The sequence below is a fragment of the Gillisia lutea genome (assembly GCF_021568705.1).
GTDB lineage: Bacteria > Bacteroidota > Bacteroidia > Flavobacteriales > Flavobacteriaceae > Gillisia > Gillisia lutea.
The window spans coordinates 63958-76499 of record NZ_JAKGTH010000008.1; the positions used below are offsets into that span (position 1 = coordinate 63958).

Consider the following 12542-nt stretch of genomic DNA (forward strand, 5'->3'; position numbering starts at 1 on the left):
TTTGTTGTAAATTATAAACAATTTTAAGATTGGCTATTAAAACTAAACTCAAAATATTTAACGATCCAATTTACGGTTTTATTACCATTCCGAATGAGAGGATATTTAAGATCATTGAACATAAATACTTTCAAAGACTGCGCCGAATTTCACAGATGGGCATGTCATATTTAGTTTATCCTGGAGCGCATCATACAAGATTTCACCATGCACTAGGATGTTTGCACTTAATACAAAAGGCTGTAGAGATCCTTCGTTTTAAGGGAATAAACATTTCAGAAGAGGAGGAAGAGGCCCTTCAAATAGCTATTTTAATGCATGATATAGGACATGGTCCCTTTTCACATGCAATGGAACACAGTATTGTAGAAGGTGTATCCCACGAATGTATTTCCCTCTTATTTATGGAGGAAATGAATAAAGACTTTAACCAAAGTTTAACGCTGGCCATTGAAATTTTTCAGGGGAGTTACCACCGTAAATTTATGAATCAGCTTATTTCCGGACAATTAGACATGGATAGGCTTGATTATCTTAAAAGAGATAGCTTTTATACGGGTGTACCTGAAGGAAATATTAACAGTGAGCGTATTATAACCATGCTTAACGTGGTAAACGATCAGTTAGTAGTAGAGGAAAAAGGGATCTATTCTGTAGAGAAGTTTCTGGTAGCGCGAAGATTAATGTATTGGCAGGTGTACCTTCATAAAACCGGAGTGGCAGCAGAACAACTCTTAATTAGGGTTTTAAAACGTGCGAAAGAGATTATTGATAATGGGGGAGAATTACATGCCAGTACCGCTTTAGAGTATTTCTTAAATAACAAAATTGAGCTTAAAAATTTTGATGCCAAGACGTTAGCAACCTTTGCCAAACTTGATGATTACGATATTATATGCGCAATGAAAGAATGGATAAATCATCCCGATTTCGTACTTAGTAACCTGAGCGCTATGTTATTAAATAGAGATCTCCTAAAAGTAAAACTAAAGAAAAAGCCTATTCATAAAGAGAAATTGGAGAAGCATAAGGCTATTCTTCAAAAGAAATATGATATTACTCCACATGAAGCCGATTATTTCGTGTTTAGCGGAGAGGTATTTAATGTGGCCTATAGTAGTGATACTAATAAGATACAAATTTTGCATAAAAACGGAAAAACAACGGATGTGGCGAAAGCTTCCGATCAGTTAAACCTGAAAGCACTATCAAAAAGGGTAACTAAATATTATATGTGTTACCCAAAGAGTAAACATTAACGCATTTTTTTTACTTTTGCCAGAATGAAATTTACTGCAGCACAAATAGCCGAAATTCTAGAAGGTACCGTAGATGGTAATCCAGATACTGAAGTTTCTAAATTGGCTAAAATAGAAGAAGGCACAGAAGGGTCATTAACTTTTTTGAGCAATCCAAAATATACCTCATATATATATTCTACGAATGCATCTATTGCCATCGTTAAAGATGATTTTTATATTGAAGAAGAAATAGATACTACTTTAATAAGAGTTAAAGATCCATACAAAGCTTTTTCAACCTTATTGGAGTATTATAACCAGGTAAAACTTAATAAGAGCGGAATTGAGCAACCTAGTTACATTTCAGACAGTGCAACTTATGGTGAAAATATATACTTAGGAGCCTTTGCTTACATTGGTAAAAATGTGAAGATTGGAAATGATGTTAAGATTTATCCTAATTCGTATATAGGCGATAATGTTGTTATAGGCGATAATACTGTGGTCTTTGCAGGAGTAAAGATATATTCAGAAAGTATACTTGGGAATTCTTGTGTAATACATAGTGGATCGGTGATTGGAGCAGATGGTTTTGGATTTACTCCTGATGAGAATGGAAAGTATTCTAAAGTTCCACAAATAGGAAATGTTATTATTGAAGATTATGTAGATATAGGAGCGGGTACCACGATTGACAGAGCAACCCTTGGTTCAACTATCATTAGAAAAGGAGTGAAGCTTGATAACCAGGTGCAAATTGCTCATAACGTAGAAGTAGGAGAAAACACGGCTATTGCTGCCCAATCGGGAGTGGCAGGATCTACCAAAATTGGTAAGAATTGCCTCATTGGAGGTCAGGTAGGAATTGCAGGTCATCTTACTATTGGTAACAAAGTCAAAATTCAGGCACAATCTGGAATAGGAAGAAATATTGCCGATGAAGATATGATTCAAGGAACTCCTTCCTTTGGATATAGCGATTTCAATAAATCGTATGTCCATTTTAAAAACCTTCCCAAGATAGTAGAGCGAATAAATAATATTGAAAAAAAATTATAAAATGGCTGAAATGCTTTCAAAACAGCAAACCATAAAGAAAGAAGTTTCTTTAACCGGAGTAGGACTTCACACTGGATTAGATGTGACACTTACTTTTAAGCCGGCACCGGAAAATACAGGTTATGTCTTTAAACGTATCGATTTAGAGAATAGTCCTTGTATAGAAGCTGATGCTAATTACGTTACCAATACCCAAAGAGGTACTAACCTTGAAAAAAACGGAGTGAGTATTCAAACTTCCGAGCATGTTCTTGCAGCTTGTGTGGGCTTGGAAATAGATAATATAATTATAGAATTAAATGCTTCAGAACCACCAATAATGGATGGTTCCTCTAAATATTTTCTAGAAGCCTTAGAAGAAGCCGGAGTTGTAGCTCAGGAGGCAGATAGAGAGGAATTTGTGATTAATGAAGTAATCTCTTATAGAGATGAGGCAACAGGTAGCGAAATAATAGTAATGCCAAGTGATCATTATCAGGTAACTACCATGGTTGATTTTGGTACGAAGGTGCTAGGAACTCAAAATGCTTCTATTCAGAATTTATCTGAGTTCAAATCAGAAATTTCTAATGCACGTACTTTTAGCTTTCTGCATGAAATTGAAACTTTGTTAGAGCATGGTTTAATTAAAGGCGGAGATCTAAATAATGCGATTGTTTATGTAGATAAAGAATTGAGTCCGGAGACTATGGAGAAGCTTAGAAAGGCTTTTAATAAAGATAATATCTCTGTTAAACCTAACGGAATTCTTGATAACCTTACACTGCATTATCCTAATGAAGCGGCACGTCATAAATTATTAGATGTGTTGGGCGATCTTGCTTTAATTGGTACTCGTATTAGAGGGAAAGTTATTGCAAATAAGCCCGGACACTTTGTGAATACTGAATTCGCTAAGAAAGTTTCCAAATATATCAAGAATGAAAGACGTAATAACGTCCCAAAGGTCGACCTTGATCAGGCTCCGTTGATGGATGTTAATGATATTATGAATATTCTGCCACACCGACCCCCATTCTTATTGGTAGATAAAATATACTCTCTAACAGAGAGTTGCGTTATTGGTGTAAAGAATGTTACCATGAACGAACCGTTTTTCGTAGGACATTTTCCCGGAAAGCCGGTGATGCCGGGTGTACTTCAAGTAGAAGCCATGGCACAAACGGGGGGTATTTTAGCACTAAAATCTGTTCCCGACCCAGAGAATTATCTTACCTATTTTATGAAGATAGATAATGTAAAGTTCAAGCAGCAGGTAGTACCGGGAGACACATTAATATTTAAATTAGAATTACTGGCGCCTATAAGAAGAGGTATCTGCCAGATGCAAGGTTATGCGTATGTAAACGGAAAACTTGCGACAGAGGCTATATTAATGGCCCAAATTGTTAAACAAAACAAAACGAAATGAATCAACCCTTAGCATATGTGCATCCGGGAGCGAAAATAGCCAAGAATGTGGTTATAGAACCATTTACAACCATTCATAATGATGTTGTTATAGGTGAAGGAACCTGGATTGGCTCCAATGTAACAATAATGGAAGGCGCTCGAATAGGTAAGAACTGTAATATTTTTCCGGGAGCAGTAATTTCTGCTATTCCACAGGATAAGAAATTCAATGATGAAGCTACAACTACCGAGATAGGGGACAACACCACCATTAGAGAGTGTGTAACTATCAATCGAGGAACGAGCGACCGAATGAAAACGGTCATTGGAAAGAACTGCTGGATTATGGCATATTGCCATATTGCTCACGATTGTATCGTGGGTGATAACTGTATCTTCTCTAATAACAGTACTCTTGCCGGACATATTAACGTAGGCGACTATGTTATTCTTGCGGGAATGGCAGCTATTCAACAATTTTGCAGTATTGGTAATCATGCTTTTGTAACTGGGGGATCCTTGGTTAGAAAAGATGTTCCACCTTTTGTAAAGGCAGGAAGAGAACCATTATCTTATGTTGGTATCAATTCAATTGGATTGAGAAGAAGAGGATTCACCACAGAGAAAATTAGAGAGATACAGGATATTTATAGAATTCTTTATCAGAAAAATTATAATAATTCTCAGGCGGTTGCCATTATTGAAGCTGAAATGCAAGCAACTGCAGAGCGTGATGAGATTTTAGAATTTATCAAGAATTCTCAACGCGGAATTATGAAGGGATATTTTAGTTCAAATTAAAAAATAAGAAACATGGCAAGTACAAGTGATATCAGAAATGGATTATGTATTAGATATAATCATGATATATATAAAATAATTGAATTTCTTCACGTTAAACCCGGTAAAGGGCCTGCGTTTGTAAGAACAAAATTAAAAAGTGTAACAACCGGAAAAGTGTTAGATAATACTTTTTCTGCAGGACATAAGATCGAAGATGTGCGTGTGGAAACACACAAGTTTCAGTTCTTATATAATGACGGAGAATTCTATCATTTCATGAATGTAGAAGATTACACACAAATTCGTCTTACCGAAAATGCTTTGGATATGCCTCAGCTTTTAAAAGAAGGAGAAGTAGTAACTGTGTTGATCAATACAGAAGATAACATGCCACTTTCAGTAGAAATGCCGGCAAGTGTTATTCTTGAAGTTGCACATACAGAGCCGGGTGTAAAAGGGAATACTGCAACAAACGCTACAAAACCTGCAACTTTAGAGACTGGAGCAGAGGTAAACGTACCTTTATTTATAAATGAAGGAGATAAGGTAAAAATAGAAACAGAAAAGGGAACTTATAAAGAACGTATTAAAGAGTAAGTTTAATTCCGAATTTGTTAAAAAGTATCAAAAGTTAGGAGCAAAAATTTTGAGGTTCCTAACTTTTGATATTTATAGAATATCTCTTATGTTTGATCCCTGCTATAAAAAATTAAAAGCAACTATCATATAATGAAATTTCCTCAAAAACATACGCTTCAGCAAATTGCCACGATCATTTCATGTGATTTTGTTGGTGCAGCTGATTTTCCTGTTTACGGTATGAATGAGATTCATGTTGTAACAGAAGGTGATATTGTATTTGTCGATCATCCTAAATATTATGATAAAGCTTTAAATTCAGCAGCAACCATTATCTTAATTAATAAAGAAGTTGATTGTCCTGAAGGAAAGGCCCTTCTTATTTCAAGTAATCCATTTAGAGATTTTAATAAGCTTACAGAATATTTTAAGCCTTTTGAAAAATCTATAGCTAGTATCGCAGAATCTGCTCAAATAGGAGAGAATACTATAGTACAGCCAAATGTTTTTATTGGTAATAATGTAAAGATTGGCGATAATTGTCTTATTCATTCTAACGTTAGTATTTACGATGATGCTGTAATTGGTAATAATGTTATTATCCATGCCGGAGCTGTTCTTGGAGCCGATGCATTTTATTATAAAACCAGACCTGAAGGATTTGATAAATTGAAATCCGGAGGGAGGGTAGTTATAGATCACGATGTTGAAATTGGTGCTTTATGTACCATAGATAAAGGGGTTTCTGGAGATACTTTTATAGGTGCAGGCACTAAACTGGATAATCAGGTGCAGATTGGGCACGATACTATTGTGGGTAAAAAATGTTTAATAGCTGCTCAAACCGGGATAGCTGGATGCGTGATTATTGAAGATGAAGTTACCATTTGGGGACAGGTAGGTATTAGAAGTGATGTTAGAATTAGAAAAGGAACTGTTCTTCTTGCGCAAACCGGTGTTTCTAAATCTACCGATGAAAATACTACTTACTGGGGAACTCCTCATGGAGAGGCCAGAACAAAATTAAAGGAGTTTGCTGCGGCAAAGAAGCTTCCTGGAATTATTTCAAAATTAAAATAGAATTATGAGCTTGACCAAGAGAAAATTAGTCGAAGAGTTTTATACGTCCAATTTTTACAAAAACCCTGACGAGATAAAGAATTATCTTCATCCGGATGCCGAGCTTTTTTGGAATAGTAGCGCCGGCTTCAATAAGATGAATTATTCCGATATTCTAAAGATGAGCACAGGAATGTCTAAATCTTTTGATTCAATGAGAGCTGAAATAAGTCATCTTTTAAAGGATAAGGAGGAAATAACCATTCGTTTTACATATCATATTAGAACTATTGAAAATCCTGATGAGGAAATTCCAATGGCCCATTTTATTGCGATTTGGGAGATTAAAGATGGTAAATTGTACAAAGGATATCAAATTAGTCAGCCTGCAGATGAAAGTCCGGAGAATATGAGTTCTTTTCTAAGAACAAAATTTTAAAAAGCCTTTAAGGTTTATATATAAAAACATACTTTTGTAGCGCAAAAATCAATAACAACTATGAGTGTTTTAGTCAATAAAGATTCAAAAATAATAGTACAGGGATTTACCGGAAGTGAAGGTACATTTCATGCTCAACAAATGATAGAATACGGTACCAATGTAGTAGGTGGTGTTACTCCTGGAAAAGGAGGGCAAACTCACTTGGATAAGCCTGTGTTTAATACAGTTTCTGATGCTGTGAAAGAAACCGGAGCCGATGTTTCCATAATCTTTGTACCGCCAGCTTTTGCTGCCGATGCAATTATGGAATCCGCAGATGCTGGAATAGGAGTAATTATTACTATTACTGAAGGTATTCCCGTAGCAGATATGATTAAAGTTACTAATTATATTAAAGATAAGAAGTGTCGTTTAATAGGTCCTAACTGCCCTGGAGTGATAACTCCCGGAGAGGCTAAAGTTGGTATCATGCCAGGTTTCGTTTTTAAGAAAGGTAAAGTTGGTATTGTTTCAAAATCTGGAACTTTAACTTATGAGGCTGCAGATCAGGTTGTAAAACAAGGTCTAGGTATTACTACAGCAATTGGTATTGGTGGAGATCCAATTATTGGAACTACTACAAAAGAAGCTGTAGAATTACTTATGAATGATGACGAAACAGAATGTATCGTTATGATTGGTGAGATTGGCGGACAGTTAGAGGCAGATGCTGCAAGATGGGTGAAGGAAAACGGTAACAAAAAACCAGTTATTGGTTTTATTGCCGGTGAAACTGCACCAGCAGGTCGTACCATGGGACACGCCGGAGCTATTGTAGGTGGAAGTGAAGATACTGCACAAGCTAAGAAAGCTATTCTAAAAGAGAATGGAATTCATGTAGTAGATTCTCCTGCTGAAATTGGTAAAAAAGTTGCTGAAGTTCTTAGAGGTTAAGACAAGCATATACTAATATTTAATCCTCTTGATTCCCTGTTTTGGGGTTATTTCAAGAGGATTTTTTATTTTATTACTTTTTGCTTTTGTTATATTTGAACAGAAATTATAAAATACTGAAGTGGTTTACCGCTGTTTGCTTTGGCGCAAGCATTTGCATTAAGTAACGTAAGTGTTTTAAAAATTAAAAGCAGATCAATTATTAAAAAAACAATTATATGAAATTATTAGAAGGGAAAAATGCCATTATTACCGGTGGAAGCCGTGGAATAGGTAAAGGTATAGCTGAAGTTTTTGCAAAGCACGGTGCTAACGTAGCTTTTACATATGCATCTTCTGTAGCAGCAGCCGATGCACTGGAGGCAGAATTAACCGAACTAGGAGTGAAGGCAAAAGGATATCAATCGAACGCAGCAAATTTTGAGGAGGCTGAAAAGCTTATAAAAGATGTGGTTGCCGATTTTGGGCAGATTGACATTTTAGTGAACAATGCCGGAATAACCAAAGATAATCTTCTAATGAGAATGAGTGAAGAAGATTTCGACCAGGTAATCGAAGTGAACCTTAAGTCGGTCTTCAATATGACAAAGGCGATTCAACGTACTATGTTAAAGCAGCGAAGTGGTAGTATTATAAACATGAGTTCTGTGGTGGGTGTGAAAGGTAACGCCGGACAAGCAAACTATGCTGCTTCTAAAGCTGGTATTATTGGTTTTTCTAAATCTATGGCTTTAGAACTTGGATCAAGGAATATTAGAACCAATGTAATTGCTCCCGGTTTCATTGAAACTGAAATGACAAATAAATTGGATGAAAAAACTGTTCAGGGATGGAGAGATTCTATTCCGTTAAAACGAGGAGGAACTCCAGAAGATATTGCAAACGCATGTGTTTTCTTAGGAAGCGACTTGAGTTCTTATGTAACAGGTCAGGTTTTACAGGTTAATGGTGGGATGTTAACTTAATAGAAAATAGTACCGGATGATTGATTTTATTTATAACTTCTATCCCTGTAATCCGTATTTCTGAAACATGTCATTAAAGACTATTATATTTATAACCCTAGCTGCATTCTTTGCGTTAGGGTTTGCTTTTTTTAGCTACTTCAAGTCAGACATAAATTATAACCTGAGATCATATTTTTTAGCTGCATTTCGGTTTACAAGCATTTTTGTCTTGCTACTACTGCTAATAAACCCTGATATTCAACAGCAACAGTTAATTGAAGAAAAACCTAAGCTGAACATCTTAGTAGATCAGTCAGCTTCCATACATCATTTAAAAAAAACTGATAGTGTTCAAGAATTTCTGAAAAACATCTCAAATGAAGCAGATTTAATAAATAAATTTGATGTGAATTTCTATGGGTTTAGTGAAGGATTATCTGCTCTCAACATAGATTCCCTGAGTTTTGTCGGACAGCAAACTGATATTTTTTCCTCATTAAAGGCGGTAGATCAACTTAACAAAGAAACAACAGGTGCCACCGTTTTAGTGTCTGATGGTAATCAAAATTTTGGTGAGGATTATCAGTATTTCTCAATGAATGCAAATTCATCAATTTTACCCATCATAGTGGGAGACACTATATCTGGTACAGATGTCTATATAAATCAGGTTAATGTCAATAAATATGCTTTCAAAGGAAATCAATTTCCCGTAGAGCTTATAGTGAATTATAAAGGCAATCGGCCAATAACCACCAATATAAAAATTGTATCAGCTGGTAAAATTGTCGCAACGCAATCTTTTAAACTTAATCAAGCTGAAAATTCAAAAAGAATCAATTTGCTTCTTTCAGCTATTAGAGTTGGTACTCAAATTTATACAGTGCAGCTGGATTCTGTAAAAGGAGAAAAAAATCATTTTAATAATTCTGAACAATTTGCGGTGGAAGTAATAGACGAGACCAGCGAGGTTCTTCTTGTTTCATCAATATTACATCCTGATATAGGAGCTTTGAAGGAATCTATTGAATCGAACAAGCAGAGAAAAGTTAAAATAGCTTATATAGATGATATTAAAAATATTAAGTTATCTGATTTTCAATTAATTATAATATACAACCCAAATGAAAGCTTTACCTCTGTTTTTTCTGAAATTAAGAAATTACAACTTAATACTTTTGTAATAACCGGTGGGTTTTCTAACTGGAACTCTTTAAATAAAATGGATTTTGTTTTAAGAGGTAGGTCCAGTAGATTGATGAAAGAGGTTTTGCCACAATATAATGATGCCTATACTCCTTTTCAGTTTGAAAATATTCAGTTTGATAAATTTCCGCCTTTGGAAAGTAATACAGAGATGGTAACAGTAGATGGAACTAAATTAGAGACTTTGTTATTTGTAAAGAACAAAGAAGTACCACAAAATCTTCCTCTTTTGGCTACCTATGAACTTGGAGAGTCGCGGCATGCAGTGCTCACAGGTCAAAATATATGGAAATGGAGAGCTCAATCCTTTATGTTGTCAAAAACGTTTGAAGATTTTGATACTTTCCTGGGGAAATTAGTTCAATATCTGTCTTCAAGCACAAAGAAAGAGCGATTAAGCTATGAAGTTTCTTCTTTTTACAAACAGAATGAACCAGTAAGTATTACAGCTCAGTATTTTGATAAAAACTTTCAGTTTGCTGAGGGTGCTCAGTTATTTATAAACATGGTAAACTCCAATTCTGAGGAAAAAATCGAGGCTCAAATGATTAGTAATAGCAATTATTATAAATCTCAATTTGAGAATCTTTCTCCGGGGGAATATAATTTTCAAATTCATGAGAAGTCATCAGGAATAATACGCAAGGGTGCCTTTACCGTTGTTGAGTATAATGCGGAGGAACAACGAATAACTGCCAATTGGGACAAAATGCAAAGTTTAGCGCAAGTAAATAATCAGAAAGTATTTTTTTTAAAAGATTACAAGACACTTAAAAATGAGCTAATGCTGGATAAACAGTACGTAACAGTACAAAAAAGCCGGCAAAAAACAGTATCTTTAATCGACTGGAAAATATTGCTTGGCTTGCTTATCCTAAGCCTTAGTGCTGAGTGGTTTACGAGAAAATATTTCGGTTTAATTTAATAATTTTTAAAAATATTTTTATGGATAAATTACCTAAAATTGGCTTACCAATTTTAATTTTGATCGTTATTTTAATCATTTTAATTGCAAAATCTACAATTACCATTGAATCTGGAGAAGCCGGGGTATTGTATAAAACCTTTGGAAACGGAGTAGTAACAGATGAACCACCATTAGGAGAAGGTTTTCATGTGGTTGCACCATGGAATAAGGTTTTTGTTTATGAAGTGCGTCAACAGGCATTAGAAGAAAATATGCAAGTATTATCATCCAATGGTTTAGAGATAAAACTGGATGTGTCAGTTTGGTACGAACCGTCTTTCGAAAAATTAGGTGCGTTGCATCAGGAAAAAGGTGAAAATTATGTTACTCGTGTGCTTCAACCTGCTGTTCGTTCAGCTGCAAGGGCGGTGGTAGGTCGCTATATTCCTGAGCAATTATATGCTAGTAAAAGAGAAGCTATACAAAGAGAAATTTTAGATGAAACTAAAATTCTTTTAAAAGATCAATACGTTCAGGTTAATGAGGTTTTAGTGAGAGATGTTTCGCTACCGGTAAATATTAAAGAGGCCATAGAACGAAAATTACGCCAGGAGCAAGAATCTTTAGAGTATGAATTTAGACTTACAAAAGCAGAGCAGGAGGCACAACGCCAGAAAATTGATGCGGAAGGTAAGGCTACTGCTAACCGTATTTTGAGTGAATCGTTAAATGACAAGATCTTAAAGGAAAAAGGGATTCAGGCTACTTTAGAATTGGCCAAATCTCCTAATGCTAAAGTGGTTGTTATAGGATCTGGAGATGACGGAATGCCTTTAATACTTGGTAACAATTAAGTCTTGATCTTTCAAATAATCATAAATTTGTGTAAACGTATTTTGCTATCAAAAAAAAATACTTAGATTTGCCTTCATAATGAGAAAAAATCAATTACATCATCATCATGTTCATAACTGCGCTCAGGCGAGGTGAATGTGATATGTAATAATTTTACATATTTTAAAAACCCGTTTGAGAACATCAAACGGGTTTTTTTTATTCCCTTTTGTTGTTACTCACCACTAATTAAACTTAATAAAATAGGTTTCTTAACCTTAAAATGAAAGATTATGAGTAAACAAAAATTAAGAATAGCCATTCAAAAAGCCGGAAGGTTAAATGAAGATTCCTTGAAGATTTTAAAGGATTCCGGAATTTCTATAGATAATGGAAAAGATCAGCTTAAAGCTACTGCACGAAACTTTCCTTTAGAAGTCCTGTATTTACGAAATGGTGATATCCCTCAATATTTGAGAGATGGCGTTGTAGATATTGCAATCCTGGGTGAAAACGTGTTAGTTGAAAAAGGGGAAGATATCATCCAGGCAGAGAAATTCGGGTTTTCAAAATGCCGCGTTTCCCTTGCTGTGCCTAAATCTGTAAAATATAATGGAATTCAGGATCTGGATGGAAAACGAATAGCTACTTCATATCCGAATACTTTGAATGCTTTTTTGAAGAAAAAAGGAATTAAAGCTGATTTACACATAATTAATGGATCTGTAGAAATTGCTCCCAATATCGGTCTGGCTGATGCTATTTGCGATATAGTTTCTAGCGGGAGTACGCTTTTTAAAAACAATTTGAAGGAAGTGGAGGTGATGCTGAAGAGTGAAGCGGTACTGGCGGTTTCCCCGCTTATTAACGCTGAAAGAAAAGCTATTTTGGAAGATCTACAATTCCGTATGAAATCGGTTCTCAATGCCCGTACCTCGAAATATATTTTATTGAATGCCCCTAATGATAATTTGGAGAAGATAATCAATCTTTTACCGGGAATGAGAAGTCCTACAGTATTGCCATTATATGAAGAAGGTTGGAGTTCTATTCACACGGTGATAAATGAAGAAAAATTTTGGGAAGTTATTAATGAACTAAAACAACTTGGAGCAGAAGGAATTTTAGTGGCACCTATAGAAAAAATGGTTATCTAAACA

The 12542-nt window shown here is 35.1% G+C and carries 12 protein-coding genes; all 12 read left to right on the forward strand.

Annotation, left to right across the window (positions count from 1 at the left end; genetic code table 11):
- The first annotated feature begins 29 nt into the window (after positions 1-29).
- The 12 genes from L1I30_RS07440 to hisG all read left to right on the forward strand — a co-directional run bounded on the left by L1I30_RS07440 (position 30) and on the right by hisG (position 12539).
- Complete coding sequence (locus L1I30_RS07440) at positions 30-1259, forward strand: HD domain-containing protein (RefSeq protein ID WP_236133647.1); 1230 nt, start codon at positions 30-32, stop codon at positions 1257-1259.
- Positions 1260-1283: 24 nt separating this feature from the next.
- Positions 1284-2300 carry a UDP-3-O-(3-hydroxymyristoyl)glucosamine N-acyltransferase gene (gene lpxD, locus L1I30_RS07445; protein WP_236133648.1) on the forward strand — a complete coding sequence of 339 codons (1017 nt, stop codon included), beginning with the start codon at positions 1284-1286 and terminating at the stop codon, positions 2298-2300.
- A gap of 1 nt (position 2301) precedes the next feature.
- A complete protein-coding gene (locus tag L1I30_RS07450; RefSeq protein ID WP_236133649.1) occupies positions 2302-3711 on the forward strand; it encodes a bifunctional UDP-3-O-[3-hydroxymyristoyl] N-acetylglucosamine deacetylase/3-hydroxyacyl-ACP dehydratase in 1410 nt (469 codons plus the stop codon).
- Positions 3708-4493 (forward strand): acyl-ACP--UDP-N-acetylglucosamine O-acyltransferase, encoded by a 786-nt coding sequence (lpxA, locus tag L1I30_RS07455; RefSeq protein ID WP_236133650.1) that lies wholly within the window; start codon positions 3708-3710, stop codon positions 4491-4493. The genes L1I30_RS07450 and lpxA overlap by 4 nt, the downstream gene beginning before the upstream one ends.
- 12 nt (positions 4494-4505) lie before the next feature.
- Complete coding sequence (gene efp, locus L1I30_RS07460; protein WP_236133651.1) at positions 4506-5072, forward strand: elongation factor P; 567 nt, start codon at positions 4506-4508, stop codon at positions 5070-5072.
- A gap of 132 nt (positions 5073-5204) precedes the next feature.
- Positions 5205-6134 (forward strand): UDP-3-O-(3-hydroxymyristoyl)glucosamine N-acyltransferase, encoded by a 930-nt coding sequence (locus tag L1I30_RS07465; protein ID WP_236133652.1) that lies wholly within the window; start codon positions 5205-5207, stop codon positions 6132-6134.
- 4 nt (positions 6135-6138) lie between these two features.
- Positions 6139-6552: a nuclear transport factor 2 family protein gene (locus L1I30_RS07470; protein ID WP_236133653.1), complete on the forward strand. Its 414-nt coding sequence runs from the start codon at positions 6139-6141 to the stop codon at positions 6550-6552.
- A 60-nt stretch (positions 6553-6612) separates the two neighbouring features.
- On the forward strand, positions 6613-7488 hold the full coding sequence (gene sucD / locus L1I30_RS07475; protein WP_236133654.1) for a succinate--CoA ligase subunit alpha: 876 nt from the start codon (positions 6613-6615) through the stop codon (positions 7486-7488).
- A 218-nt stretch (positions 7489-7706) separates the two neighbouring features.
- Positions 7707-8453, forward strand: coding sequence for a 3-oxoacyl-[acyl-carrier-protein] reductase (fabG, locus tag L1I30_RS07480; RefSeq protein WP_236133655.1), 747 nt, complete (start codon positions 7707-7709; stop codon positions 8451-8453).
- Positions 8454-8664: 211 nt separating this feature from the next.
- Positions 8665-10566 carry a VWA domain-containing protein gene (locus tag L1I30_RS07485; RefSeq protein WP_236133656.1) on the forward strand — a complete coding sequence of 634 codons (1902 nt, stop codon included), beginning with the start codon at positions 8665-8667 and terminating at the stop codon, positions 10564-10566.
- A 20-nt stretch (positions 10567-10586) separates the two neighbouring features.
- Positions 10587-11402 carry a prohibitin family protein gene (locus tag L1I30_RS07490; RefSeq protein WP_236133657.1) on the forward strand — a complete coding sequence of 272 codons (816 nt, stop codon included), beginning with the start codon at positions 10587-10589 and terminating at the stop codon, positions 11400-11402.
- A 273-nt stretch (positions 11403-11675) separates the two neighbouring features.
- Positions 11676-12539 (forward strand): ATP phosphoribosyltransferase, encoded by an 864-nt coding sequence (gene hisG, locus L1I30_RS07495; RefSeq protein ID WP_236133658.1) that lies wholly within the window; start codon positions 11676-11678, stop codon positions 12537-12539.
- Positions 12540-12542 lie beyond the last annotated feature (3 nt).